This window comes from Actinomadura sp. NPDC048394 (assembly GCF_040651755.1).
Taxonomy (GTDB): domain Bacteria; phylum Actinomycetota; class Actinomycetes; order Streptosporangiales; family Streptosporangiaceae; genus Spirillospora; species Spirillospora montaniterrae.
The window spans coordinates 64,174-87,091 of record NZ_JBEZJL010000043.1; the positions used below are offsets into that span (position 1 = coordinate 64,174).

Annotated in this window: 24 protein-coding genes; 10 read left to right on the forward strand and 14 right to left on the reverse strand. The window is 73.3% G+C overall.

The window, feature by feature from the left end; genetic code table 11:
• Nucleotides 1-58: 58 nt before the first annotated feature.
• Together AB0C78_RS29295 and AB0C78_RS29300 are read right to left on the reverse strand one after the other, a co-directional pair.
• Nucleotides 59-280 carry a hypothetical protein gene (locus AB0C78_RS29295; protein WP_151538345.1) on the reverse strand — a complete coding sequence of 74 codons (222 nt, stop codon included), beginning with the start codon at nucleotides 278-280 and terminating at the stop codon, nucleotides 59-61.
• A 137-nt stretch (nucleotides 281-417) separates the two neighbouring features.
• The gene (locus tag AB0C78_RS29300; protein ID WP_360753909.1) at nucleotides 418-1,473 is read right to left on the reverse strand and encodes a hypothetical protein; all 1,056 of its coding nucleotides are present in this window, start codon (nucleotides 1,471-1,473) and stop codon (nucleotides 418-420) included.
• 272 nt (nucleotides 1,474-1,745) lie between these two features.
• Between AB0C78_RS29300 and AB0C78_RS29305 the strand changes: the two genes are divergently transcribed.
• Complete coding sequence (locus tag AB0C78_RS29305) at nucleotides 1,746-1,979, forward strand: hypothetical protein (RefSeq protein WP_151538344.1); 234 nt, start codon at nucleotides 1,746-1,748, stop codon at nucleotides 1,977-1,979.
• 130 nt (nucleotides 1,980-2,109) lie between these two features.
• Here AB0C78_RS29305 and AB0C78_RS29310 read toward each other — a convergent pair whose 3' ends face one another.
• Together AB0C78_RS29310 and AB0C78_RS29315 are read right to left on the reverse strand one after the other, a co-directional pair.
• Nucleotides 2,110-3,135: a hypothetical protein gene (locus AB0C78_RS29310; RefSeq protein WP_360753912.1), complete on the reverse strand. Its 1,026-nt coding sequence runs from the start codon at nucleotides 3,133-3,135 to the stop codon at nucleotides 2,110-2,112.
• Entirely contained in the window at nucleotides 3,110-4,153 is a 1,044-nt protein-coding gene (locus tag AB0C78_RS29315) for a DMT family transporter (protein ID WP_360753915.1), read from the reverse strand. The genes AB0C78_RS29310 and AB0C78_RS29315 overlap by 26 nt, the downstream gene beginning before the upstream one ends.
• On the opposite strand from AB0C78_RS29315, the gene AB0C78_RS29320 reads away from it, so the two are divergent.
• Nucleotides 4,152-5,540, forward strand: a complete 1,389-nt coding sequence (locus AB0C78_RS29320) for a PLP-dependent aminotransferase family protein (RefSeq protein WP_360753917.1) — start codon at nucleotides 4,152-4,154, stop codon at nucleotides 5,538-5,540. The genes AB0C78_RS29315 and AB0C78_RS29320 overlap by 2 nt on opposite strands.
• A gap of 46 nt (nucleotides 5,541-5,586) precedes the next feature.
• On the opposite strand, the gene AB0C78_RS29325 is transcribed toward AB0C78_RS29320, so the two are convergent.
• Both AB0C78_RS29325 and AB0C78_RS29330 read right to left on the reverse strand, forming a co-directional pair.
• Entirely contained in the window at nucleotides 5,587-5,940 is a 354-nt protein-coding gene (locus AB0C78_RS29325; RefSeq protein ID WP_360753919.1) for a VOC family protein, read from the reverse strand.
• Nucleotides 5,937-6,215: a hypothetical protein gene (locus AB0C78_RS29330; RefSeq protein ID WP_360753921.1), complete on the reverse strand. Its 279-nt coding sequence runs from the start codon at nucleotides 6,213-6,215 to the stop codon at nucleotides 5,937-5,939. The genes AB0C78_RS29325 and AB0C78_RS29330 overlap by 4 nt, the downstream gene beginning before the upstream one ends.
• Nucleotides 6,216-6,315: 100 nt before the next feature.
• On the opposite strand from AB0C78_RS29330, the gene AB0C78_RS29335 reads away from it, so the two are divergent.
• The 4 genes from AB0C78_RS29335 (at nucleotide 6,316) to AB0C78_RS29350 (ending at nucleotide 10,150) form a co-directional block, all read left to right on the forward strand.
• Nucleotides 6,316-6,861, forward strand: a complete 546-nt coding sequence (locus tag AB0C78_RS29335) for a CGNR zinc finger domain-containing protein (RefSeq protein WP_360753923.1) — start codon at nucleotides 6,316-6,318, stop codon at nucleotides 6,859-6,861.
• Nucleotides 6,862-6,909: 48 nt separating this feature from the next.
• Complete coding sequence (locus AB0C78_RS29340) at nucleotides 6,910-7,464, forward strand: GNAT family N-acetyltransferase (protein ID WP_151538337.1); 555 nt, start codon at nucleotides 6,910-6,912, stop codon at nucleotides 7,462-7,464.
• A gap of 111 nt (nucleotides 7,465-7,575) precedes the next feature.
• Nucleotides 7,576-9,240, forward strand: coding sequence for an MFS transporter (locus AB0C78_RS29345; protein ID WP_360753925.1), 1,665 nt, complete (start codon nucleotides 7,576-7,578; stop codon nucleotides 9,238-9,240).
• Nucleotides 9,241-9,283: 43 nt separating this feature from the next.
• On the forward strand, nucleotides 9,284-10,150 hold the full coding sequence (locus AB0C78_RS29350) for a 1,4-dihydroxy-2-naphthoate polyprenyltransferase (RefSeq protein WP_360753927.1): 867 nt from the start codon (nucleotides 9,284-9,286) through the stop codon (nucleotides 10,148-10,150).
• A 110-nt stretch (nucleotides 10,151-10,260) separates the two neighbouring features.
• On the opposite strand, the gene AB0C78_RS29355 is transcribed toward AB0C78_RS29350, so the two are convergent.
• The gene (locus tag AB0C78_RS29355) at nucleotides 10,261-10,941 is read right to left on the reverse strand and encodes a uracil-DNA glycosylase (protein WP_360753930.1); all 681 of its coding nucleotides are present in this window, start codon (nucleotides 10,939-10,941) and stop codon (nucleotides 10,261-10,263) included.
• Nucleotides 10,942-11,056: 115 nt separating this feature from the next.
• Here AB0C78_RS29355 and modA point away from each other — a divergent pair, with 115 nt between their 5' ends.
• Both modA and ftsH read left to right on the forward strand, forming a co-directional pair.
• The gene (gene modA, locus AB0C78_RS29360) at nucleotides 11,057-11,854 is read left to right on the forward strand and encodes a molybdate ABC transporter substrate-binding protein (protein WP_360753932.1); all 798 of its coding nucleotides are present in this window, start codon (nucleotides 11,057-11,059) and stop codon (nucleotides 11,852-11,854) included.
• A gap of 160 nt (nucleotides 11,855-12,014) precedes the next feature.
• Nucleotides 12,015-14,066 (forward strand): ATP-dependent zinc metalloprotease FtsH, encoded by a 2,052-nt coding sequence (gene ftsH / locus AB0C78_RS29365; protein ID WP_360753935.1) that lies wholly within the window; start codon nucleotides 12,015-12,017, stop codon nucleotides 14,064-14,066.
• Here the strand turns inward: ftsH and AB0C78_RS29370 are convergent.
• Complete coding sequence (locus tag AB0C78_RS29370) at nucleotides 14,063-14,914, reverse strand: hypothetical protein (protein WP_360753937.1); 852 nt, start codon at nucleotides 14,912-14,914, stop codon at nucleotides 14,063-14,065. The two genes, ftsH and AB0C78_RS29370, sit on opposite strands and share 4 nt — an antisense overlap.
• Before the next feature lie 101 nt (nucleotides 14,915-15,015).
• Here AB0C78_RS29370 and AB0C78_RS29375 point away from each other — a divergent pair, with 101 nt between their 5' ends.
• Both AB0C78_RS29375 and AB0C78_RS29380 read left to right on the forward strand, forming a co-directional pair.
• Complete coding sequence (locus AB0C78_RS29375) at nucleotides 15,016-15,891, forward strand: sigma-70 family RNA polymerase sigma factor (protein WP_360753940.1); 876 nt, start codon at nucleotides 15,016-15,018, stop codon at nucleotides 15,889-15,891.
• A gap of 50 nt (nucleotides 15,892-15,941) precedes the next feature.
• Complete coding sequence (locus AB0C78_RS29380) at nucleotides 15,942-16,415, forward strand: nitroreductase family deazaflavin-dependent oxidoreductase (RefSeq protein ID WP_360753942.1); 474 nt, start codon at nucleotides 15,942-15,944, stop codon at nucleotides 16,413-16,415.
• On the opposite strand, the gene AB0C78_RS29385 is transcribed toward AB0C78_RS29380, so the two are convergent.
• The 6 genes from AB0C78_RS29385 to rpsO all read right to left on the reverse strand — a co-directional run bounded on the left by AB0C78_RS29385 (nucleotide 16,412) and on the right by rpsO (nucleotide 22,670).
• A complete protein-coding gene (locus AB0C78_RS29385) occupies nucleotides 16,412-16,951 on the reverse strand; it encodes a transglutaminase family protein (RefSeq protein ID WP_360753953.1) in 540 nt (179 codons plus the stop codon). The two genes, AB0C78_RS29380 and AB0C78_RS29385, sit on opposite strands and share 4 nt — an antisense overlap.
• Entirely contained in the window at nucleotides 16,951-17,691 is a 741-nt protein-coding gene (dapB, locus tag AB0C78_RS29390) for a 4-hydroxy-tetrahydrodipicolinate reductase (protein WP_151545811.1), read from the reverse strand. Before dapB ends, AB0C78_RS29385 begins: the two co-directional genes overlap by 1 nt.
• Before the next feature lie 59 nt (nucleotides 17,692-17,750).
• Nucleotides 17,751-18,131 (reverse strand): phage holin family protein, encoded by a 381-nt coding sequence (locus AB0C78_RS29395; protein WP_360753944.1) that lies wholly within the window; start codon nucleotides 18,129-18,131, stop codon nucleotides 17,751-17,753.
• A 225-nt stretch (nucleotides 18,132-18,356) separates the two neighbouring features.
• Nucleotides 18,357-19,670 carry a pitrilysin family protein gene (locus AB0C78_RS29400; protein WP_360753947.1) on the reverse strand — a complete coding sequence of 438 codons (1,314 nt, stop codon included), beginning with the start codon at nucleotides 19,668-19,670 and terminating at the stop codon, nucleotides 18,357-18,359.
• Between the two features lie 109 nt (nucleotides 19,671-19,779).
• A complete protein-coding gene (locus AB0C78_RS29405; protein ID WP_360753955.1) occupies nucleotides 19,780-22,119 on the reverse strand; it encodes a polyribonucleotide nucleotidyltransferase in 2,340 nt (779 codons plus the stop codon).
• A gap of 281 nt (nucleotides 22,120-22,400) precedes the next feature.
• On the reverse strand, nucleotides 22,401-22,670 hold the full coding sequence (gene rpsO / locus AB0C78_RS29410; RefSeq protein WP_021599383.1) for a 30S ribosomal protein S15: 270 nt from the start codon (nucleotides 22,668-22,670) through the stop codon (nucleotides 22,401-22,403).
• Nucleotides 22,671-22,918 lie beyond the last annotated feature (248 nt).

Consider the following 22,918-nt stretch of genomic DNA (forward strand, 5'->3'; position numbering starts at 1 on the left):
ACGCGTGGCGGCGGCTCCCACACCCGACATCGTGGCACGCAAATGCCTCGTTACGGGGTCAGTCCGGCCACTTCCCGGACTCGGTTGGATAACGTGACCCTCCGGTCAGTTCGCGCAGCCGGCCGCGCAGTTCCTCGACGTCCGGCGTGCGCACGAGATCATTGCCCCGGACGGCCCACCAGTGGCCGGACCCGCCGCGCCCGATCCGCCAGCCGGTGAACTCGGCTGACAGCTCGCCGAGCCTGTCGGCGTCATGCCACGCGGTCTGCTGAATGCGCATCGGCCTCGTCCCCACTTCCCTTGCCATCCGCCGGTACCACCCGGTCTCCGCACCCGTCCCTACCCCGGGCGTGCCGCGCTATACGCCCCTTTCCACCTGGGCATACGAAGAAATCGGTACGTAGTCGGCCGGGTTTCTCAGCGGCCAACTTTTTCTGTCGCCGGGGGCAGCCATGTCGCGCGATATCGGGCCCATTCGGCCGGTGTGGTGGTCCAGTCCGCGTACACGCCGACGCCGTACGGGCGCTTCGGCGGCCGTTTGAGCTCGCCTATTCCGCGCCTTACACCACGGAGCGCGACGGTGAGATTCTCAGCCCAGTCCATCGCGGGCCGGTAGGTCGGAACGCCCATGAAAACCGTGACCTGATCGCCGATGAGTTCCAGGGTGCGGCGGGTGTGCCGGGCGAAGTGCCAGCCCGCGAGCGACTGCGTCGGCAGCGACACGTCGTAGGCCATGACCGCCACCTGGTCGACGCGCGCGGCGACCTTCCGCAGGAACGCGTCGGTGGGGCGCGGCGGGTAGTGCCACGGGCCGGTGCGCGGGAGCAGCGCCTTGTAGACGGGCTGCGCCGCGTCGGCCAGCGTCGGCTGCTCCAGCGCCACCGACAGCACGCGGCCGCGCGAGCGGGTCAGCGCGCGGGTCGCGTCCAGCAGCGCCAGGAACGCGCCGTCGTCGGGGTAGATCGGCTCGAAGTCGTAGTGGACGCCGTCGAACCCGAGGTCGAGCAGGGCCGCGTCGGTCCGCAGTACCCGGTCCCGGACGGCGGGGTCGTCGAGGTCGATGACCCCCTTGCCCTCGACCTTGCGGATCTGGCCGAGGTACGCCTGGACCCGCACGCCCGGCGCGTACCGGTGAACCGCCTTGGCGAGGGCCCCCGCGTACCGGTACTTCGCCGCGGGGACCGTCCCGTCCGCGTCGAACGGCCCGGCGTGGAAGAACACGTCGGTGATGCGGTTCTCCTGGAGGAGCGCCGCGAGGCCGCGGTATTCGGCGTCGGTATGCGGCTCCCCCACCCACTGGTGCCTGGCCCACAGCGCGTTCGCCTCGGTGCCGCGCGCCCCCGGCTCGGGCTGCCACCACGTCCAGGCGCCTGCGAAGGTCATCGCGACGAGCCCGAGCGCGTACGCCGCCGTCCAGCCCGCCCATCGCGCACCGCGCCGGATCCCGCGCCGGATCCCCGCAGAACGCCTCATCCCCGTCATTCAGCAATGATCGCGTATCGGCCTGGCACATCGGGCGCGCCACGGTTCTCCCGCTTCCGTGTCCGGCATGCCGGAGGCCACGCGCCGGCCATGAGTCGATCATGATTGCGCCGGGACCGCGCGTCGCGCGCGGCAAGCGTTGACACCGGGGGAACCCTTGGGTGACGAGGCGGCTCAGCGGTGCCGGGCCCCTGGTCTCCACGGGGTCTCGCATGGGGCCGCCCCGATCCTGTTCCGAATTCCGGGATGGAGGTCGAACGGACATGCGAGCACGACCGGACCAGGCCGAACCGACACCCCTGCTTCCAGCGAAGCCGGCCCGCGGGGCGCGGGGGGCCGTACCCCCGCGGGAAGCGCTGGTCAGCACCCGGGCGCTACTGATCGTCCTCGTGGCGATCGGCGCGGGCGCCCTGACCGCGATGGCCCCGCAGGCCGCGATCCCGATCGGGGTCGGCGTCGGCGTGGTCACCCTGCTGGCCCAGATCGTCAAGGATTGAAGGCGTCGAGTTGCGGCGATCCGCCATTTTGGATCGCTCCAAAGCGCCGCCTCGCCGCAACTCGACGAAGAGCCGGAAGACGATGAGCCGGAAGACGATGAGCCGGAAGACGATGAGCCGGAAGACGGGATCAGAAGACCGGGATGATGTCCTCCGCCTCGATGCCGGTGACGTCGACGCCGGAGATGTCCAGCTCGGGGATCGCGGGGAACTCGATCCCCCAGCGCTCCACGATCGCGCGGACGCGGGCGATCGCGACCCGCCAGTTCTCCGCCTGCTCGTCGAACGACAGCACGCCGAGGCCCGCGTCGCGGGCGTGGTCCATCAGCACGCGGTGGTTGTGCAGGAAGTACGGCGGCAGGTCCCAGAAGCCCTCCGGCGGCTCCCAGAGGATCATCGACAGGAACACGAAGCCGGCCCGCAGCTGCTTGGTGATCTGGCCCTTGACGTCCTCGGTGAGGCCGGGCCACTCGTTCTCCAGGATCGTCATGCAGATCTGCAGGTGCCGCGACTCGTCCCGGCCGATCCGCTTGAACATCTCGCCGAACAGCGGGTGCCGCGTGCCGGACGCCATGCCGCGGAACAGCGTCGACGCGGCCATCTCCCCCATCATGAAGCTGGTGAACAGCACGGCGAGCGAGTACTTGCGGACGGCGGTGTTGTAGCCCTGCCAGTAGCGGCCGCCGTTGTGGTAGAGCCAGCCGATGTTGTTGTGCGCGGCCTTCTCCAGGTCCGTGCTCGGGGTCCAGTCCAGCGGGCCGCCCGGCCAGATCCGCGCGATCGACCGCTGGCAGCACTCCTCGTGGTTCATCTCGTCACGGGTGATCGAGAAGAAGCACTTGCGGACCGGATCCTCCTCGTGCTGCTCGAACGCATGAATGGTCGCGCGGGCGAACACCGCGGGCCCGGAGGCGTCGAAGTTCGCCAGCACGGCGAACCAGTACATGAGCCCGAGGCGCTGCTCCGGGGTGAAGCCGTCCGGGCGCAGCTCGTCCCACGGCAGGTCGGCCGGGTTCCACACCGTGCGCTTCGACTTCTCGTAGATGGCGGCGAGCTTGCCGGTCTCGACCCGCCATTCCATCGGGTAGATGTTCGGCTGCGGGATGTCCGGGGCGGGCCAGAACCCGCCCTCAGGAACGGTCGGCTTGTCGGCCATGGAAGGCTCCTCGATGGTCACCGTTTTGTGACGCCCTACCGTCCATTGTGCGCATCCCGGTCACGTCCGCGCGCGGCCCGGTCCCGGCGGGGACGGCGGCGGGGGCGCGGCGGACCCGCGTCCGCTGGGTCAGGGCCACGCAGACGAGGACGCCCGCGGCCCCCAGCACGGTCACCGCGTCGATCGGCTCCCCGAGCAGCAGCCACGACCAGGCGAGCGTCATCACCGGCTGGGCGAGCTGCACCTGGCTCGCGCGGGCGATCCCGGCCCGCGCCAGGCCCTCGTACCAGGCGAAGAAGCCGAGGTAGGCGGACAGGGCGGTCACGTACCCGAAGCCGAGCACGGCGTGGCCCGTCCAGTGCGGGTGCGTCGTGGCGAGCAGCCAGCCGGTCACCGGGACGGTGATCGGCGCGGCCAGCAGGAGCGCCCAGGAGATCACCCGCCAGCCGGGCATGTCGCGGGCGAGCCGGCCGCCCTCGGCGTAGCCCGCGGCGGCGGCGAGCAGCGCGCCGAACAGCAGCAGGTCGGCGGCGCTGAACCGGCCGGCGCCGCGGACCAGCGCGAAGCCGGTGACGCAGGCGGCCCCGGCGGCGCTCGCCAGCCAGAAGGCGCGGGACGGGCGCTCGCCCGCGCGCAGCACGCCGAGGACGGCGGTCGCCGCCGGCAGCAGCCCGACCACGACGGCCGAGTGGGCGGACGAGGCGCCCTGGTCGAGCGCGAGCGTGGACAGTACCGGGAAGCCGAAGACCACCCCGGCGGCCGCGACGGCGAGCGCGGCCCACTCCCGGCCGCGCGGCCGGCGGGCCCGGACCGATAGCAGTGCGGCCGCGGCGAGGACCGCCGCGGCGGCCGACCGGCCGACGCCGATCAGGTAGGGGTCGAGCCCCTCGAGCCCGTACTCGGTGCCGGGAAGGGTGAAAGAGAAGATCAGCACGCCCAGCGCGGCGGACCAGATGCCGATCCCCGGCCCCCGGCCCGCTACCGAGCCGGTGACAGTAGCGCTATCTTTGTTCCTCATGAAAAACGATAGCAGTGTGGCGGCGCTCGCCGACGCGCTGCGCGCCGAGGTCGGCCGGCTGAGCCCGGGCGAGCGGCTGCCGTCGAGCCGGGCGCTGGTCGAGCGGCACCGCGTCAGCCCCGTCACGGTGTCGCGGGCGATCGGGCTGCTCGCCGCCGAGGGACTCGTCGTTACGCGGCCGGGCGCGGGCGCGTTCGCCGCGCGCCGGCCGTCCCCCGCGTCCGAGCCCGCCGACTTCGGCTGGCAGGCGGTGACGCTCGCCGGCCGCGCGGTGGACGCGGCGGGCGTGTCCTGGCTGCTCACCCCGCCGCCGGACGGCACCGTCCCGCTGAGCGGCGGCTACCCCCACCCGAGCCTGCAGCCGGTCCGCGCCCTGGCGGACGCCGCGGCGCGGGCGGCCCGGCGGCCGAACGCCTGGGACATGCCCCGGATCGGCGGGATCCCCGAGCTGCGCGCCTGGTTCGCCCGCGGCGTCGGCGGAGGCGTGTCCCCCGCCGACGTGACCATCGCCAACGGCGGGCAGCAGTCGCTGACGACCGTGCTGCGGGCGCTGCTCCCGCCCGGCGCCCCGGTCCTGGTCGAGTCGCCGACCTACCTCGGCGTGCTCGCCGTCGCGCGGGCGAGCGGGCTGCGACCCGTCCCGGTGCCGGTGGACGGCGACGGCGTCCGGCCCGACCTGCTGGCGGAGGCGTTCGCGATGAGCGGCGCGCGGGCGTTCTACTGCCAGCCCGCGTTCCACAACCCGACCGGGGCGGTACTGAGCGCCGAGCGGCGCGGGCGGGTCCTCGACGTCGCGCGCGCCGCCGGCGCCTTCGTCGTCGAGGACGACTACGCGCGGCACCTCGGCATCGACCCGCCCCCGCCGCCGCTGGTCGCGCAGGACGCCGACGGCCGGGTCGTGCACATCGCCTCGCTCACCAAGGCGACCGCGCCGAGCCTGCGGATCGCCGCGGTGATCGCGCGCGGCCCGGTCGCCGAGCGGATCCGCGCGACGCAGCTCGTCGAGGAGTTCTTCCCGGCCCGTCCGCTGCAGGAGACGCTGCTCGAGCTCGTCAGCTCGCCCGGCTGGCCGCGGCACCTGCGGGCGCTCCGGACGGCGCTGCCGGCGCGCCGCGACGCGCTGCGCGCCGCGCTCGCCCGGGACCTGCCGGAGCTCCGGACGAACCGTCCCGCGGGCGGCCTGCACCTGTGGGCCCGGCTGCCGGACGGCCTCGACGACGTCGCGGTCGCCGAGGCCGCCCTGCGCGCGGGCGTGCTGGTCAGCGCCGGGCGGCCGTTCTTCCCCGCCGAGGCCCCGGCGCCGTTCCTGCGGCTGAGCTACGGCAGCGCGGCGTCGGAGGCGGAGCTGGCGGAGGGCGTCCGGCGCCTCGCCACCGTGCTGCGCTGACGTCGCGTCCCGGACGCCGCCGCGCACGGTGCTCGGTGTGCGGCGCTCAGGGTGCGGTGCAGAAGCAGAACTCGTTGCCCTCCGGGTCGCGCCACACCCGGAACGGGGCGCGCGGGTCGCCCGTCGGCTCGCCGGCCGGGGTCGCGCCGAGGCGCGCGGCGCGCTCGCCGGCGGCGTGGATGTCGGGGACGTCCAGGTCGAAGTGGATCCGGTTCTTGATCGTCTTCTGCTCCGGGACGCGCTGGAACGACAGGACCGGGCCGCCCTCGCCGGCCGGCTCCAGGTCGAGCCAGCCGTCCTCGGCGGCGGCGGTCCCCACGCCGAGGAGCCCGCCCCAGAACGCGGCCAGGGCCTTCGGGTCGGCGCAGTCGACCACGACGCCGATCTTCAGCTGCGTCATCGGGGTCCTCCCAGGGGACGGGCGATGCGGGCCGAGCGCGCGGCGGCGCGCCGGCAGTGGACGGGCTCGGGACGGCGAAGCGGGCGCACCGGGCGCACGGCGCGGAGCCGGGCGCGCCCGCGCGCCGCGCGCTCCCTCGCCCGGGCACCCGCGGTGAGCCGCGCCTCGACGAGGTCGGCCTGCAGCCGCGCGTACTCCCGCTCGGCCCAGGCGTGCCGGGTCGCGAGACCCGCCAGGTACGGCAGCGCGTTCATCGCGCCTCCCTTCGTTGACACCAGTGAAACCGTAACGGCGGTGTCGGAATCATGCAACCACTAAAACGAGTTCACTGGTGTTGACGGTTGGTACGCTGCTCACGGACGGGTGGAGGGACCGATGGCCGACGCGCAGACCGACGACCCCGCGCTGCTGCTGCAGGACTTCGTCAACACGCTGAACCTCGACGCCGGCACCGACGACCTCCCCACGCCGGAGGCGCTAGCCGGATGGCTCGCCGGGCGCGGGCTCGTCCCGGACGGGACGCCCGCCGGCCCCGCCGACCTGAGCACCGCGATCACCCTGCGCGAGGGCCTGCGCGAGGCCATGGCCGGCCACCACGGCCCGCAGGACGCCGACCTCCCCGGCGAGCTGGACGACGCGCTCTCCGCGCTGCCGCTGCGGGTCGTCCTCGCCGGGCCGCGGCCCGCGCTCGTCCCGCTCGACCCGCCCGCGACCGCCGCCGCCGGGCTCGCCCGCGTCGCCGCCGCGATCATGGACGCGGCCGCCGCCGGGACCTGGCCGCGCCTCAAGGCCTGCCAGGAGGGCACCTGCCGCTGGGCGTTCCTCGACACGTCCAAGAACCGGTCGCGGTCCTGGTGCTCGATGCGCACCTGCGGCAACCGCACCAAGACCCGCGCGTACCGGGCCCGCAACCGCGCCTGAGCCGGCCCCGGGCCCTAGGCTGTGCGGTGATCGTCAGGAGGGACGCCCATGACCGCCAGCGGGCCCGATGCGGGAGTGCGCGGCGCGCGGCGCGCCGACGCGGCCGCCGTCGCCGACATCCAGGTGCGCGCCTGGCGGCACGGCTACCGCGACCTGCTCCCCGCCGCCGTCCTGGACCGGGTGACCGGCCCCGACGCGCTGGAGGCGTGGCGGGAGCGCTGGGCGGACGCGGCGGCGAACCCGCCGAGCCCCCGGCACCGGCTGCTCGTCGCGGTCGCGTCCGACCTGGTCGTGGGGTTCGCCGCGCACGCCCCCGCCGAGGACCCCGACCTGGACGCCGCGACCACCGCCGAGCTGATCACGCTGCTGGTCGACCCGCTGCACGCCCGCGCCGGGCACGGCAGCCGGCTGCTCGCCGCCACCGCCGACCTGCTCCGCGACGACGGCTTCACCACTCTGATCACCTGGACGTTCGAGAAGGACGAGGTCACCCGGGCGTTCCTCGGCGGCGCCGGCTGGGCGCCCGACGGGACGGCCCGCACCCTCGACATGGGCGAGCCCGTCCGGCAGGTCAGGCTGCACACCGACATCACCGCCGGGTAGCGGCACCGTCCGGCGGCGGGCACTGTTCGACGGCGGGGCGCCGTTCGATGGCGGCGCTGTTCGGGAGGGGTCGGTGAGGGGCACGGCCCGTCCGGCCATATCGTGGAGGCCGTGCCCGAGTCCACCTCCCTGACGCCGCATGCCCCGGCGACGCCGCCGCGCGCCGACCACCGCCGCTGGCTCGGCATGGTCGTCATCAGCCTGGGCGTCTCCCTGGTCGTGGTGGACGCCACCATCGTCGGCGTGCTGCTGCCGCGGATCGTGTCCGACCTGGACCTGACGACCACCGGCGCGGAGTGGATCACCTCGGTGTACGCGCTGGTGTTCGCGGCGCTGCTGATCCCGTTCGGCCGGGCCGGCGACCTGTTCGGGCGGCGCCGGATGTTCGTGCTCGGCGTGACGGTGTTCGCGCTCGCCAGCCTGGCCGCCGCGGCGGCGGGCGGCGGAGGCGCGCTGGTCGCCGCACGGGCACTGCAGGGCGTCGGCGCGTCGATGATCCTGCCGGCGACGCTGTCCACGGTGAACGCGGTGTTCACCGGACGGGACCGTGCCATCGCGTTCGGGATCTGGGGCTCCATGATCAGCGGGATGGCCGCGCTCGGGCCGCTGATCGGCGGCGCCGTCGCGACCGGCGGCGGCTGGCGCTGGGCGTTCGGGATCAACCTGCCGCTCGGCGCGGCGCTCATCGCCGGCGCGTTCCGGCTGATGCCGGAGACCCGCGCGGCGGGCGCCGCCGCCCACGGGACGCTGCGCGAGATCGACTGGCCGGGCGCGGGACTGTCCGCGCTCGGGCTCGCCGCCCTGGTGTGCGGGCTCATCGAGGGCCAGACGTACGGCTGGTGGGCGGCGACCCGGCGGTTCTCGGTGGCGGGGTTCGACTGGCCCGGCACGGCGCTGTCGCCCGTCCCGGTGGTGATCGCGCTCGGCGCCGTGCTGATCGCGGCGCTGGTCGTGGTCGAGCGGTCGCGGGCCGCGGCGGGCCGCCCGGTGATGCTGGACCTCGAGCTGTTCCGGATCCCGAACTTCCGGCACGGCAACCTCGCCTCGTCCCTGATCAACGTCGGCGAGCTCGGGCTGCTGTTCATCCTGCCGCTGTTCCTCCTCGGCGTGCACGGCACGAACCCGCTGCAGATCAGCGTCGCGATCCTGCCGCTGGCGATCGGGGCGTTCCTCACCGGCGGGTACGCGGGCAAGCTCGCCAACAAGCGCGGCGCGCACCGCGTCGTGCAGATCGGCATGGTGCTGGAGGTCGCCGCCGTCCTCGCCCTCGGCGTCACCGTGTCGGCGACCACCGGCGGGTTCGGGCTCGCGCCCTGGATGCTGCTGTACGGCCTCGGCCTCGGCCTGACGTCGGCGCAGCTCACGAACGTCTCGCTCGCGGACGTCCCGCCGGGGCAGGCCGGGCAGGCGTCCGGCACGCAGTCCACCGCGCGGCAGGTCGGCGCGGCCCTCGGCATCGCGCTGATCGGGACGGTGTTCGCCACGAGCCTCGGGCACGCGATGAGCGACCGGCTCGCCGGGACGTCGCTGAGCCCGGCGGAGCAGGCGTCGGTGACCCGGCACCTGCGCGAGAGCGCCGGGACCTACGGACGTGATCTTCACGACAGTCCGGGCAGGACGGTCGAGGCGCACGCCGCGGACGCGAGCCTCGCCGTCGCGACCAGGCACGCCGCGCTGACGACCGCCGCGATCCTCGCCGCCGGGCTGGCCCTGTCGCTGCGCCTGCGCCCGAGCACTGATCGACATCGGGAAGAATCGAAGCGCCAGGGCGGCTGACACCCCCTGCACCCCTGTCGTCCCACGAGATCGAGCGGTAACTGTGGCCACGCTGAACCAATGGGTCGCCGGATCCCGGCCCCGCACCCTGCCCGCGTCCCTCGTTCCCGTCGTCGTCGGCACCGGCGTCGCCATCGGCGCGGACCACGCCATCTGGTGGCGGGCGCTGCTGGCTGCGTTCGTCGCGCTCGTCCTGCAGATCGGCGTGAACTACTCCAACGACTACAGCGACGGCGTCCGCGGCACCGACGAGGACCGCGTCGGGCCGCTGCGCCTCGTCGGCTCGAAGGTCGCGCCGCCCAAGCAGGTCCTCGCCGCCGCGCTCGGCTGCTTCCTGGCCGCCGCCGTGGCCGGGCTGGTGCTCGCCGCCGTCACGACCTGGTGGCTGCTGCTGGTCGGCGCGGTCGCGATCCTCGCCGCGTGGTTCTACACCGGCGGCAAGACCCCCTACGGGTACCGGGCCCTCGGCGAGGTGTCGGTCTTCGTGTTCTTCGGCCTCGTCGCCGTCGTCGGCACCGTGTACGTGCAGGCCGAGGAGCTGCCGTGGGAGGGCTGGCTGGCGGCGGTGCCGGTCGGCCTGCTCGCCTGCGCGCTGCTGGTCGCCAACAACCTGCGCGACATCCCCACCGACCGCGAGTCCGGCAAGCGGACCCTCGCGGTGGTGCTCGGCGACCGCCGGACCCGGATCCTGTACGCCGCGTGCGCGGCGCTGCCGTTCATGTTCGTGCTGGCGCTGGCCGCGCCGCACCCGTGGGTGCTGATCGCGCTGCTCGCGGCGCCGCTGTCGATCCCGCCGACGCAGAAGGTGCTCGGCGGCGCGTCCGGTCCCGCGCTGATCCCGGTGCTGGGCGAGACCGGCCGCCTCCAGATCGCCTACGGCCTGCTGCTCGCCATCGGCCTGGCGCTCTGAACCGTCCGGTCGCGGCCCGGATCGGCGGCAGCAGCCACGCCGAAGCCCGCCGTCCCACGGGAAGGTGAACGCGGAGACGGCGGGCTCAGGGCGGCGCTAAAGGGCGCCGGTCAGGCCAGGCTCCAGTCGATCTCGGGCTGGCCGGCGTCGACCAGCGCCTTGTTCACGGCGCTGAACGGGCGCGTCCCGAAGAACTTCTTCGCGCTCAGCGGGCTCGGGTGCGCGGACTCGATCACGGTGTGCTGCGGGCCGGTGATGAGCCGCGCCTTCTTGCGCGCGTACGCGCCCCACAGCACGAACACCACGCGGTCGGTCTTGTCGTTCAGCGCGCGGATCGCGGCGTCGGTGAAGTCCTCCCAGCCCTTGCCCGCGTGCGACCCGGCGTCCCCGCCGCGCACGGTCAGCACCGCGTTCAGCAGCAGGACGCCCTGGTCGGCCCACGGGGTGAGGTCGCCGGACACGGCGGGCGGGATCTCCAGGTCGGACGCCATCTCCTTGTAGATGTTGCGCAGCGACGGGGGCAGCCGGACGCCGTCGCGGACGCTGAAGCTGAGCCCGTGCGCCTGGCCCGGGCCGTGGTAGGGGTCCTGTCCGAGGATCAGCACGCGGGCCCGGTCGAACGGGCAGTGCCGGAACGCGTTGAACAGGTCCTCGCGCGGCGGGTACACGGTCTGCCCGTCGTACTCCCCCGCCACGAAGGCGCCCAGCGCGGCGGTGGCGACCGGGTCGAGCAGCGGGTCGAGCCGCTGCCGCCAGTCGGCGGGGAGCAGTTCCATCAGGTCGAGGGACATCGTCCGTGCCTCCGGGGAAGGTGATCTCCAGTTGAGGGAACAGTAGCGCCGGGCACCGACACGCTGGGGGGCGAATGCGAGGGACGGACCGGGCCCCTCCCTAGGATTCTGCGATATGCCCGACTCCCCCCGAGCGCGCCTCACCGGCGCCGTCGGGCGTGCCCGCGCGTCCGCCCTGCTCGTCCCGGTCCTGCTGCTCGGCCTCGCCGCGGGGTGCGGCGGGTCGTCCGGGCCGGTGACGCTCACGGTACTGGCATCCTCGTCGCTCACGGAGGTGCTCGGCGAGATGGGCACGGCCTACCGCCAGTCGCACCCGGACGTCCGGGTGCGGGCGGAGTTCGGCGGCTCGACGGAGATGGCCGAGCGGCTCTCCGAACGCGACCCCGGCGACGTGCTGGCGACCGCGGACAGTGCCAGCCTGGACCAGGCCGACCGGTACCTGGACGGCCACCGCCGCGCCATCGCCGCGACCGCGCTGACGATCGCCGTCGGCCCCGGCAACCCCAAGCGCGTCCGCGGCCTGGCCGACCTGGAGCGGCGCGGGCTGCGGGTCGTCGCCGGAGCCGCGTCGGTGCCGATCGGCCGCTACACCCGCCAGGCGTTCGCGAAGGCGGGGGTGAGCGTCCGGACGAGCGCCGAGGAGATCAGCTCCCGGGCCGTGCTGGACCAGATCCGGATCGGCGACGCCGACGCGGGCGTGGTCTACGTCACCGACCTGCGGTCCGCCGGGGTCGCGGTCAGCAGCGTGCCGATCCCGGCCGACGAGAACGTCACCGCGACCTATTCCGCGGCGGCCGTCAAGGACGGCCCCCACCTCCGCGACGCCGAGGAGTTCGTGGCCTGGCTGCTCACGTCCGAGGCGCAGCGGCTCTTCAACAAGTACGGGTTCACCACCCCCACCGGGCCGCAGTGACCCGCGCCACACCCGGACTGTGCGTTCGCCCACCGCTGATACGGCACGGGAACGTCTCGTAGGGGAATCCCGTTTACCTCCCCGGAGCCCCGAACCGGGATTCCGTTGAAGCCGATCGCCCGTGCCACCCGCGGGCGATGCGTACCGGGAGATGCCAGACGTGCCGTCCAAGCGACCCGCGCCACAGCCGAGCGAGGCGGCGGCGCAGCGTGCAGGTTCCGCGGAGCGCGACCGGCGCGAGTCGGTGCCGCCGCGCAACGACCCCGACCGGCCCTGGCGCGCCGAGGGCGTGCCCGAGCGGCCGAAGAAGGCCGGCGGCGGCTTCGGCGGCTGGCGTCCCCGCCGCAACACGTCCCTGTTCTGGCTGCTGCTGCTCGTGGTGTTCGGGCTGAGCTACGTCTCGATGCACTACACCGGGCAGCAGGACAAGGTGAGCGTCCCGTACACCGCCTTCACCCAGCAGGTGCAGGCCGGGAACGTCAAGGACGTGTACACCAAGGGCTACCAGATCCAGGGCAAGCTGAAGAGCGCGCAGCAGGTGCCCGGGCAGAAGGACCCGAAGAAGACCTACACGGCGTTCGAGACGCTGCGTCCGGCGTTCGCCGACGACAAGATCTACACCGAGATGGTGAACAAGGGCGTCGAGGTCGAGGCGAAGCCCGTCAACGAGGACCGCGGCCTGCTCGCGAACCTGGCGCTGTCGCTGCTGCCGACGCTGCTGTTCGTCGGCCTGTGGATCGGCGTCATGGTGTGGCTGCAGCGCCGGATGACCGGCGGCGGTGGCGGCGGCCTCATGGGCGGCTTCGGCCGCTCGCCGAAGCCCGTCGCACCCGACGAGAAGCGCGCCACGTTCGCCGACGTCGCCGGCATCGACGAGGTCGAGGCGGAGCTCAGCGAGGTCGTCGACTTCCTCAAGGACCCCGGCAAGTACCGCCGGATGGGCGCCCGCGTCCCGCGCGGCGTGCTGCTCACCGGCGCGCCCGGCACCGGCAAGACGCTGCTGGCCCGCGCCGTCGCCGGCGAGGCGAACGTGCCGTTCTACTCCGCCGCCGCGTCGGAGTTCATCGAGATGGTCGTCGGCGTCGGCGCCGCCCGCGTCCGCGAGCTGTTCACCGAGGCCCGCAAGACCGCCCCGTCGATCATCTTCATCGACGAGATCGACACGATCGGCCGGGCCCGCGGCAGCGGCGCCAGCCTCGGCGGCCACGACGAGCGCGAGCAGACGCTGAACCAGATCCTCACCGAGATGGACGGGTTCTCCGGCTCCGAGGGCGTCGTCGTCATCGCCGCCACGAACCGTCCCGACATCCTCGACCCGGCGCTGATGCGACCGGGCCGGTTCGACCGGCAGGTCGCCGTCTCGCCGCCCGACCTGGACGGCCGCGTCGCGATCCTGCGGGTGCACACCCGCGAGGTGCCGCTCGGCGGCGACGCCGACATCCTCTCGGTCGCGCGGATGACCCCCGGCATGACGGGCGCCGAGCTGGCCAACCTCGTCAACGAGGCCGCGCTGCTCGCCGTCAAGCGGGAGAAGGGCGCGGTCGACATGGACGACTTCCAGACCGCGCTGGAGAAGGTGCAGCTCGGCACCCGGCGGGCGCTGGTCATGCCGTACGAGGAGCGGCGCCGCACGTCCTACCACGAGTCCGGGCACGGGCTGCTCGGCATGCTGCAGCCGGGCGCCGACCCCGTCCGCAAGATCACGATCGTGCCGCACGGCCGGGCGCTCGGCGTCACCGTGTCCACGCCCGACAGCGACCGCTACGCCTACGACGAGCGGTACCTGCGCGGCCGGATCATCGGCGCGCTCGGCGGGATGGCCGCCGAGGAGCTGGTGTTCGGCGTGATCACCACGGGGTCGGAGAGCGACCTGGAGCAGGTCACCAAGATCGCTCGCGGGATGGTGGGCCGCTGGGGCATGTCGCCGAAGGTCGGCCCGCTGTCGATCCTGCCGTCCGACGGCATGGAGCCGATGGGCCAGTACGCCGCCCAGGGCACCCTGGACGCCGTGGACCTGGAGGCCCGCCGCATCGTCGACGAGTGCTACGCCGAGGCCCTCGAGACCCTGCGCGCGCACCGCGACCAGCTCGACTCGCTCGCCGCCGCGCTGCTGGAGGCCGAGACCCTCGACGAGGAGGCCGCCTACTCCGCCGCGGGCATCACCCGCAGCATCACCGAGGTCGACCTCTCCAAGACCCCCACGCGCGGCTAGCCCGCGCCGACGCGGGGCAGGCCGATCGGGTTCGGGAAGGGCATCTCGCCCGCGTCGGCCACGGCCCGTGCCGCGGGGACGAGGCGGTCGTAGAGGGCCTTCGGGTCGTCCAGGACGCGGTAGGGCGGCGCGGCGAGCGCGTCGGTGCGCTCCTCGATGCGGGCCTTGAGGGCGCGTCCCGCGCCGGTGGCGGTGCCGCCGTCCACGAGGCCGCGGGCCGCGAGGGCGTCCGCCGCCTCGTCCCACTGCTCGCGCGTCCAGCCCCGGGCCGCCAGCATCTGGTCGAGGACGACCGCGCCGACGGCGGCGGCGAGGACGTTCGAGGTCAGGCCGTCGAGGCCCTCGCTCGCCAGGACGGCCACGTGACCGTCGCCGCGATGCTCGCGCAGCGCCGTGGCGGCCTGCCAGAGCGCCTCGACGGGGTCGTCGGGGACGTCCAGGTCGCGGTTGGCGCCGAACAGGGGGCGACCCGCCGCGTCCGCCTCCTCGACCGCCCGGCGCAGCAGCGGCGCCACCTCGGCGGCGGCCGGTTCGATGCCCGGGACGATCCTGCGGAGGGCCCGCGCCGCCGCCACGCCCCGCACCGCGAGGATGCTCTCCGGCGAGGCGAAGCGCCACGCGTCCGGGACGGCCCGCCGCACCCGCGACGGATGGAACCCGAAGAACGTCGCCTCCACCACGCCCGCCGGCACCGCGCCGAGCGGGGCGCCGCGGCTGCCGAAGTAGCCCATCCAGAAGCCCTTCAGCCCCACGTCCTTGTTCGCCTCCAGGCACTCCGGGGAGAAGTACGTCACCGCGTGCAGCGGCTCCAGGACCGTCCACAGGTCGCGCGCGATCGAGTCGTCCACCCGACGAACGTTAAGGCCGCGCTTCCGCGCGCGACAACCCGGTCACATCCGGCGCGGCTGATCCGTCAGTGTGGTGGAACGTGGCCGACGAGGGGGGAACGATGGACGAGCGCGACTTCCTGGCGCACCGGTTCGAGGAGCACCGGACGCATCTGAAGGCCGTCGCCTACCGGATGCTCGGATCGCTGGCGGAGGCGGACGACGCCGTCCAGGAGGCGTGGCTGCGGCTGAGCAGGTCCGACACCGGCGCCGTCGCGAACCTCGGCGGATGGCTCACGACCGTCGTCGGGCGGGTGTGCCTGGACATGCTGCGATCCCGCACGTCCCGCCGCGAGGACCCCATCGACGAGCGCCTGCCCGACCCGGTGATCGCGCCGGCGTCCGGCACCGACCCCGAGCAGGAGGCGCTGCTCGCCGACTCCGTCGGCCTCGCGCTGCTGGTCGTGCTGGAGTCGCTGTCGCCCGCCGAGCGGCTCGCGTTCGTCCTGCACGACACGTTCGCCGTGCCGTTCGAGGACATCGCGCCGATCGTGGGCCGGTCCCCGGAGGCGGCACGGCAGCTCGCCAGCCGGGCCCGCCGCCGGGTCCGGGGCGCGGCGCCCGTCCCGGAGCGCGACCGGGCCCGCCAGCGCGCCGTCGTCGACGCGTTCCACGCCGCGGCGCGCGGCGGGGACTTCGAGGCCCTCGTCGCGGTCCTCGACCCGGACGTGGAACTGCGCGCCGACCTCGGCGCCGCCGGGTGGCAGCACCTGCGCGGCGCCCGCATCGTCGCCGACCAGGCGGTCACCTTCAGCCGCAGCGCGGCGTACACCTCGCGTCCCGCGCTGGTCAACGGGACCGCCGGGGTCATCTCGATGGACGGCGACCGCCCCGCGTCGGTGCTGTCGTTCACCGTCGCCGGCGGCCGGATCGTCGCGATCGACATCCTCGCCGACCCGGTCCGGCTGGAGCGCCTCGACCTCGCCGTCCTGGACTGACGCGACTTCCCCGGCCCGTCGTGGGTAGGACGGGCCGGGGAGGGAGCGCCATGGAGATCCCCAAGCGGCCCGCGCCGCCGTCGGGGCTGCGCCGGACCCTGTTCCGGCTGCCGGTCCACCTGTACCGGATGGGCCTGGGCCCGCTGTTCGGTGACCGCTTCCTGCTCCTCGAACACGTCGGCCGCGCGTCCGGCGAGCCGCGGCAGGCGGTCGTCGAGGTCGTCGAGCACACCGGGGACGACTACATCGTGTGCTCCGGCTTCGGCCCCCGGGCCGACTGGTACCGCAACCTGCTGAAGACGCCGCGGGCGACCGTCCAGGTGGGGCGCGGTCGGTTCGCCGTGACGGCCCGTCCCCTGGACGCCGAGGAAGGCGGGGAGCTGATGATCCGCTACGCGCCGCGCCATCCCCGGGCCACCGCGAGGCTCCTCCGCTACATGGGCTTCATCGTCGACGGCACCAAGGACGACTACCGGCGCGTGGGCCGCGAGCTCCCCTTCGTCCGCCTGTCCCGCGTCCGCTAGAGCGTGGTGGGGAGCGCCTCAACGGTGAGCGTGGACATCGACTGGAGGGCCTTCAGGACGGCGGGGTGCGGCACCGCGTGGACCGTCGGCAGCACGGGCACCGACGGGTACGCGAGCCGGTCCTCCGACGCGGAGAACTCCACGTGGACCTCGTCGTTGTTGCCGCGCGGGTCGAGAAGGACCCACCGGTCGTCGATCAGGGCCGCGCTGAGCCCGTGGACGAACCCGTCCACCAGCTGGTAGCACAGACCCGCCTGGATGCCCCCGGCCCGCAGCAGAGCGACGTAGGCGTTCGACTTGGCGTAGCAGAGGCCGGTCCGCTGCTCCAGGACGTCGGAGGCCCGCCAGGTGACGCGGTCGTCGCCGGCGTCCATCGAATGCGGCACCCGGTCTCGGACGTGCTCGAACGCCGCGCGGGCGTAGGCGACGTCGTCGCCGGTGCGCAGGTCCGAGGCGATCTGCTGGACGAGCGGATGCTCGATGTCGATCGCCTCGGACGCGGCGAGGTAGTCCCAGGGCTCGGCGGCGAACTCCATCACAGGCCGAGCAGCGACTCGATGCCCACGGTGAGCCGGTCGGAGGCGTCCACGACCTTGCGGACGGCCAGCAGCACCCCCGGCATGAACGACTCGCGGTTCATCGAGTCGTGCCGGATGGTGAACAGCTCGCCGTGCCCGCCCAGCACGACCTCCTGGTGCGCGATGGCCCCGGACAGCCGGACGGCATGCACGTGGATCCCGTCGACGTCGGCGCCGCGGGCGCGGTCGAACTCCTCGGTGGTGGCGTCCGGCGGCGGCGCGACCCCCGCCTCCGCGCGGGCGGCGGCGACCAGCTCGGCGGTGCGGTACGCGGTGCCGGACGGGGCGTCCACCTTGTTCGGGTGGTGCAGTTCGACGATCTCCACGGACTCGAAGAACGGGGCGGCCTTCTGCGCGAAGTGCATCATCAGCACCGCGCCGATGCCGAAGTTCGGGGCGATGAGCACGTTCGGGCCCTTGCCGCCGGTCAGCCACGACCGGACCGTGTCGAGCCGCGACGGGTCGAACCCGGTGGTGCCGACGACGGCGTGCAGCCCGTGGTCCACGCACCACTTGAGGTTGTCCATGACGACGGCCGGGCGGGTGAAGTCGACGACCACCTCGGCGGCGGTCAGCGGCTCCCGGTCGTCGTCCTGGTCGACGGCCGCGACGAGCTCCATGTCGTCCGCGCCCTGCACGGCCCGGCACACCTCGGCCCCCATGCGGCCGCGCGAGCCCAGCACCCCAACCTTGATCACGTGTTCCTCCCGATGCAGCGTGCGACGAGCCTACCGGCCCGGACGCCGCCTCCCGCGCGTCAGTCCCGGTCGTCGCCGGCGACGAACAGGTTGAGCAGCCAGCTCACCACGCCGATGATGATCGCCCCCCAGAACGCGGGCCAGAACCACTCCACGTGGAACGGCACGTCCAGCTCCCCGGCCACCCAGCTGGTCAGCATGAGCAGCCCCGCGTTCACCACCAGCGCGATCAGCCCCAGCGTGATGATGTAGAACACGCAGCCGAGCACCTTGATGACCGGCTTCAGCACCGCGTTGATGATCCCGAAGATCACCGCGACGACGAGCAGCGTGAGCACCTTCTCGCCCGTGCTGCCGCCCCGCACGTCGATGCCGTCCACCACGGCGGCCGCCACCCACAGCGCGATCGCGGAGATGAGCACCCGAATGAGGATCTTCACCCCGCCCCGATACCCGGACGCCCCTCGTCCCTAACCGAGCCGCCGACTGAACACGCCGGCGGAAGCCCAGAGCTCAGCCACGGCCACGGGCAGGCCCGCGGAGCGAGCGCTAGCGAGCGCAGCGAGCATGCCCGACGACGGACGACGCGTTTCGCGCGGAGCTCTAGCGGAGCGGGAAACGCGTCGTCCGTCGCAACGGGGGTTCCAGGGGGTCGCCCCCCTGGGCTAGCTCAGCCGGTCTCCGACGGGGCCGATGACGGTGAGGGCCTGGGGGGCGGCGAGGATCTCGCCGGCGACGGCGCGGACGTCGTCGAGGGTGACGGCCTCGATGCAGGCGAGGACGTCGTCGACGGGCAGCAGCGACTCGTACACCAGCTCGCTCTTGCCGATGCGGCTCATCCGGGAGCCGGTGTCCTCCAGGCCGAGGACCATGGCGCCGCGCAGCTGGCCCTTGCCGCGTTCGAGCTCCTCCTCGGTGAGGCTCTGCTCGGCGGCGCGGCCCACCTCGTCGCGGCAGATCGACAGGACCTCCTCGACCTTGCCGGGCTGGCAGCCGGCGTAGACGCCGAAGATGCCGGAGTCGGCGTACTGGGCGGTGTAGCTGTACACCGAGTAGGCCAGGCCGCGCTTCTCGCGGATCTCCTGGAAGAGGCGGGACGACATGCCGCCGCCGAGCGCCGCGTTGAGGACGCCGAGGGCGAAGCGGCGGTCGTCGGTGCGGCAGACGCCGGGGACGCCGAGGACGATGTGCGCCTGCTCGGTGTCCTTGTCGATGATGACGGTGCGGGGGTCGACGGCCGCGGCGGGCCCGCCGACGCGGGGCGGGGCGGGCTCGGCGTCGCCGGTCAGGTGCCCGGCGAACGCGTCCGACACCAGCCGGACGACCTCGTCGTGGTCGATGTTCCCGGCGACGGACACCACCAGGTTGGACGGGGTGTAATGCTCCCGGTAGTAGCCGTGGATGCGGTCGCGGGACAGCGCGTTGATCGAGTCCTCGGTGCCGAGGATGGGGCGGCCGAGCGGGGTGTCGCCGTACAGCGCGGTGGCGAACTCGTCGTGGATGAGGTCGCCGGGGTCGTCGTCGCGCATGTGGATCTCTTCGAGGATCACGCCGCGCTCGGCCTCGACGTCCTCGGGCCGGTTCACCGAGTCGGCGACCATGTCGGACACGACGTCGACGGCGAGCGGGAGGTCGGAGTCCAGCACCCGCGCGTAGTAGCAGGTGTACTCCTTGGCGGTGAACGCGTTGAGGTCGCCGCCGACCGCGTCGATCGCGGCGGAGATCTCCAGCGCCGACCGCCGCTTCGTGCCCTTGAACAGCACGTGCTCGAGGTAGTGGCTGGCGCCGGCGTCCGCGGGCGCCTCGTCGCGGGACCCGACGGCCGACCAGACGCCGAACGCCGCGGACCGCACCGCCGGCGTCGACTCGGTGATGATCCGCAGCCCGCCGGGCAGCACGGTGCGGCGGACCGCGCCGGCGTCGTCGGTGTGGATCGTGGTGGTGGTGCCGGGCTCCTGCGCCCGCGCCGGCAGGGTCACGGTGTCGCTCGCATTCGGTGGTGGTCCGGGGACGGGACGGTTCGGGGGGCGGAAAGCGGCCGACCGGCCTGCCCGGGGCGGGCAGGCCGGTCGGTCATCGCGTGCTCGGTCAGGAGTTGCGCTGGCCGGCGTCGTCGGAGCCGCGGCGGGTGCGGCGGCGGCGCGGGGCGCGCTTGTCGCCGTCCTCGCGGCGCTCGCGGCGCTCACCGGAGTCGCCCGCGTCGCCGTCGGCCTCGGCGGCCGCGGCGGGCTCGCCGCCGTCGGCGCGCTCGGCGGCCTCGCGCTCGATCACCTCGACCGGCACCAGCGACAGCTTGCCGCGCTGGTCGATCTCGGTGACCTCGACCTGGATCTTCTCGCCGACGCCCATCACGTCGTCGACGTTCTCGATCCGGGCGCCGCCGTGCAGCTTGCGGATCTGCGAGACGTGCAGCAGGCCGTCCTTGCCGGGCAGCAGCGACACGAACGCGCCGAACGTGGTGGTCTTGACGACGGTGCCGAGGAACCGCTCGCCGACCTCCGGCATGTGCGGGTTCGCGATCGCGTTGATCGCGGTCCGCGCCGCCTCGGCGGACGGGCCGTCGGTCGCGCCGACGTAGATGGTGCCGTCGTCCTCGATCGTGATGTCCGCGCCGGTGTCGTCCTGGATCGAGTTGATCATCTTGCCCTTCGGGCCGATGACCTCGCCGATCTTGTCGACCGGGACCTTGATGGTGATGATCCGCGGCGCGTTCGGGCTCATCTCGGCGGGCGCCTCGATGGCCTCCTGCATCACGTCCAGGATCGCCAGGCGGGCGCCCTTGGCCTGCTTCAGCGCGGCGGCCAGCACCGAGGCGGGGATGCCGTCGAGCTTGGTGTCGAGCTGCAGCGCGGTGATCAGGTCGCGGGTGCCCGCGACCTTGAAGTCCATGTCGCCGAACGCGTCCTCGGCGCCGAGGATGTCGGTGAGGGTGACGTACTCGTCGCCCTCGTTGATCAGGCCCATCGCGATGCCCGCCACCATCTGCTTGAGCGGGACGCCCGCGTCCAGCAGCGACATGGTGGACGCGCAGACCGAGCCCATCGAGGTGGAGCCGTTGGACCCGAGGGCCTCCGACACCTGCCGGATCGCGTACGGGAACTCCTCGCGCGACGGCAGCACCGGGATCAGCGCGCGCTCGGCGAGCGCGCCGTGCCCGATCTCGCGGCGCTTGGGCGAGCCCACCCGGCCGGTCTCGCCGGTGGAGTACGGCGGGAAGTTGTAGTTGTGCATGTAGCGCTTGGTGCGCTCGGGGTTCAGCGTGTCGATCATCTGCTCCATGCGGAGCATGTTCAGCGTCGTCACGCCGAGGATCTGCGTCTCGCCGCGCTCGAACAGCGCCGACCCGTGCACCCGCGGGAGGACGTGCGCCTCGGCGGTGAGCTGGCGGATGTCCTTCAGCCCGCGGCCGTCGATGCGCAGCCCGTCGCGGATGACCCGCTCGCGGACCAGCTTCTTGGTGACGGCGCGGTAGGCGGCGGAGATCTCCTTCTCGCGGCCCTCGAACTGCTCGGCGAGCTTCTCCTGCGCGGCGGCCTTGATCTCGTCGAGGCGGCTCTCGCGCTCCTGCTTGCCGGCGATCGTCAGCGCCTGCGCGAGGTCGCCGCTGACGGCGTCGGTGACGGCGGCGAGCACGTCGTCCTGGTAGTCCAGGAAGATCGGGTACTCGGCGGTCTCCTTCGCGGCGACGGCCGCGAGGTCGCTCTGCGCCTGGCACAGCACCTTGATGAACGGCTTGGCCGCCTCCAGGCCCTGCGCGACGGTCTCCTCGGTCGGGGCGGTCGCGCCCTCGCCGACGAGCTTGATGGTGTCGCGGGTGGACTCCGCCTCCACCATCATGATCGCGACGTCGCCGTCCTCCAGCACCCGGCCGGCGACGACCATGTCGAAGGTCGCGCGCTCCAGCTCGGGGTGGGTCGGGAAGCCGACCCACTGGCCGTCGATCAGCGCGACGCGGACGCCGCCGATCGGGCCGGAGAACGGCAGGCCGGCCAGCTGGGTGGACATCGACGCGGCGTTGATCGCCACGACGTCGTACAGGTGGTCGGGGTGCAACGCCATGATCGTCTCGACGATCTGGATCTCGTTGCGCAGCCCCTTGCGGAACGACGGCCGCAGCGGCCGGTCGATCAGCCGGCAGGTCAGGATCGCGTCCTCGGACGGGCGCCCCTCGCGGCGGAAGAACGAGCCGGGGATGCGCCCGGCCGCGTACATCCGCTCCTCGACGTCCACGGTCAGCGGGAAGAAGTCCAGGTTCTCCTTGGGCTTCTTCGACGCGGTGGTCGCCGACAGCACCATCGTCTCGTCGTCGAGGTAGGCGACGGCGGAACCGGCCGCCTGGCGGGCCAGCCGGCCCGTCTCGAACCGGATGGTGCGGGTGCCGAACGTGCCGTTGTCGATCACGGCCTCGGTGCTCTGCGCTCCGTCGATGCGCACGGCTTCTGTCACGGGAAACCTCCTCAGGTTTCGGCGTCGGACCTCGCGGCCGTTTCCCGTGGCTTGTCACGCTGCCGGTCTTCGATCGAAGCACCCGGATCGTCAGGCCCGCCGATGCGGCGAGACGGATCCGGAAGCCACTACCGAGGACCGGCCCGCACCAGCGGTGTCCGCGAGGCTCTTCTCTTCGGTTCTTACCCCCGGACGGGACGTCGCTGCCCCGTCCGGGTCACAGAAAGAGAGGGAGCGGCCCGGCGGGCCACTCCCTCACCGTGCTAGCGGCGCAGACCGAGTCGCTCGATCAGCTGCCGGTAGCGGTTGATGTCCTTGTTGCTCAGGTACTTCAGGAGCCGGCGACGACGGCCGACCAGCAGCAGCAGGCCGCGGCGGCTGTGGTGGTCGTGCTTGTGCTCCTTGAGGTGCTCGGTCAGATCGTTGATGCGGCGCGTCAGCAGCGCGACCTGGACCTCCGGGGATCCGGTGTCACCCTCAGTGGTCGCGTACTCGGCGATGATCTGGTTCTTCGTGGCGGTGTCGAGCGACACGTGGCTCCTTCGATGAGATCGTCACCCGCAGATCCGGGCCCGGTGGGCGCTCGGGTCCGCATGGTGCGTTTTGAGAGGTGGCGAGCCGCATGAGGGTGCAGCTCGGCCGCGCCGGGACCCACCCGGCGACTCTTCACCGTACCATGCTGTGTTGGCTGCAATCCCGGCCCAAGGGCCTCGCCTGGCGGCTCGGCCCTTGACCGTGATTGGGCGAGCGCGAACTCGCTTCGCGAGCTTCCCGGTGGGGC

Bases quoted from the DNA above. Each gene is read 5' to 3' on its own strand.
- AB0C78_RS29295 (WP_151538345.1), bottom strand. From the start codon at position 280: ATGCGCATTCAGCAGACCGCGTGGCATGACGCCGACAGGCTCGGCGAG.
- AB0C78_RS29300 (WP_360753909.1), bottom strand. From the start codon at position 1,473: ATGAGGCGTTCTGCGGGGATCCGGCGCGGGATCCGGCGCGGTGCGCGA.
- AB0C78_RS29305 (WP_151538344.1), top strand. From the start codon at position 1,746: ATGCGAGCACGACCGGACCAGGCCGAACCGACACCCCTGCTTCCAGCG.
- AB0C78_RS29310 (WP_360753912.1), bottom strand. From the start codon at position 3,135: ATGGCCGACAAGCCGACCGTTCCTGAGGGCGGGTTCTGGCCCGCCCCG.
- AB0C78_RS29320 (WP_360753917.1), top strand. From the start codon at position 4,152: ATGAAAAACGATAGCAGTGTGGCGGCGCTCGCCGACGCGCTGCGCGCC.
- AB0C78_RS29315 (WP_360753915.1), bottom strand. From the start codon at position 4,153: ATGAGGAACAAAGATAGCGCTACTGTCACCGGCTCGGTAGCGGGCCGG.
- AB0C78_RS29325 (WP_360753919.1), bottom strand. From the start codon at position 5,940: ATGACGCAGCTGAAGATCGGCGTCGTGGTCGACTGCGCCGACCCGAAG.
- AB0C78_RS29335 (WP_360753923.1), top strand. From the start codon at position 6,316: ATGGCCGACGCGCAGACCGACGACCCCGCGCTGCTGCTGCAGGACTTC.
- AB0C78_RS29340 (WP_151538337.1), top strand. From the start codon at position 6,910: ATGACCGCCAGCGGGCCCGATGCGGGAGTGCGCGGCGCGCGGCGCGCC.
- AB0C78_RS29355 (WP_360753930.1), bottom strand. From the start codon at position 10,941: ATGTCCCTCGACCTGATGGAACTGCTCCCCGCCGACTGGCGGCAGCGG.
- modA (WP_360753932.1), top strand. From the start codon at position 11,057: ATGCCCGACTCCCCCCGAGCGCGCCTCACCGGCGCCGTCGGGCGTGCC.
- AB0C78_RS29375 (WP_360753940.1), top strand. From the start codon at position 15,016: ATGGACGAGCGCGACTTCCTGGCGCACCGGTTCGAGGAGCACCGGACG.
- AB0C78_RS29380 (WP_360753942.1), top strand. From the start codon at position 15,942: ATGGAGATCCCCAAGCGGCCCGCGCCGCCGTCGGGGCTGCGCCGGACC.
- AB0C78_RS29385 (WP_360753953.1), bottom strand. From the start codon at position 16,951: ATGGAGTTCGCCGCCGAGCCCTGGGACTACCTCGCCGCGTCCGAGGCG.